The organism is Lentilitoribacter sp. EG35, from assembly GCF_040784015.1.
Lineage (GTDB): Bacteria > Pseudomonadota > Alphaproteobacteria > Rhizobiales > Rhizobiaceae > Lentilitoribacter.
Genome location: NZ_JBFNGQ010000036.1, coordinates 1 through 946 on the forward strand (window position 1 = coordinate 1; position 946 = coordinate 946).

General features: G+C 44.2%; 2 protein-coding genes. Both read right to left on the bottom strand.

What is annotated here, in order from left to right:
- Positions 1-391: DDE-type integrase/transposase/recombinase (locus AB2J24_RS19830; RefSeq protein WP_367386809.1), on the bottom strand; the 391-nt coding region annotated here is incomplete at its 3' end.
- A 213-nt stretch (positions 392-604) separates the two neighbouring features.
- Entirely contained in the window at positions 605-892 is a 288-nt protein-coding gene (locus tag AB2J24_RS19835) for a transposase (RefSeq protein ID WP_367386810.1), read from the bottom strand.
- Between the last annotated feature and the right edge of the window lie 54 nt (positions 893-946).

Here is a 946-nt window from a genome sequence, read left to right on the forward strand (position 1 = left end):
CAGCCTTCAGCAGCCAGGCCTGAAGTTTCTCAGCAATGAATTCCGGTCCATTGTCAGAACGAATATGTTCTGGTTTCCCATGCTTGAGAAATAGTGGGAATAAGGCTTCAATAACTTCCTCAGCACCCATTTTAGTGTTTACAGCCACACATAATGCCTCACGGGTATATTCATCTAATACCGTCAACATTTTGTAGGGACGGTTATTACTCAGCTTGTCGTGGACAAAGTCAATCGCCCAGATGTGGTTTGGATATTTAGCTCTCAGGCGAATGACAGAGCTGTCTTTGTGATAAAGTCGTTTGCGTTTTTTATGCCTGTGCGGAAGTTGAAGGCCTTCCTCACGCCATAAACGTTCTACTTTCTTGTAGGTTGACTTGCCAGCCTTCAACCTGCAGGAGCTGGGCGATCATGCGATAGCCATATCGACCATACTTCTTCGCAAGCCGGATCATAGCCAAACGTAAAACTTCATCATTATCTTTGTTTACTGATCTGTATTGCTGCGTGCTACGGGATACACCAACAATACGACATGTGCGCCGTTCAGATGTTCTCAACTTCTGGCGTGTGTAAATAACGGCCTGACGTAGCTGGTCTACGCTCAGACCTTGGGTTTTAAAAAATCCAAACTTTCCCTCAGGATCAATTTGTCGAGTTCTAACTCAGCCACAATCTTTTTGAGCCGACCGTTTTCTTTCTCAAGAGCTTTCATCTCGGATAACTGGCTTTTTGCCATGCCACCAAACCGCTTACGCCAATTGTAATAAGTCGCATCACTTACACCAGCAGAACGACATGCAGACGCAACATCGCTTCCACTTGCTAAATTTAACTCAATCTCACGTAATAAACGCAAAACGTCTTCATCCGAATAACGCTTCCGGGCCATAAGTACACTCCTCAAATCTCTTAGAGTTTTACAAATTTAATGGCCTAATTATAG

Bases quoted from the DNA above. Each gene is read 5' to 3' on its own strand.
- AB2J24_RS19835 (WP_367386810.1), bottom strand. From the start codon at position 892: ATGGCCCGGAAGCGTTATTCGGATGAAGACGTTTTGCGTTTATTACGT.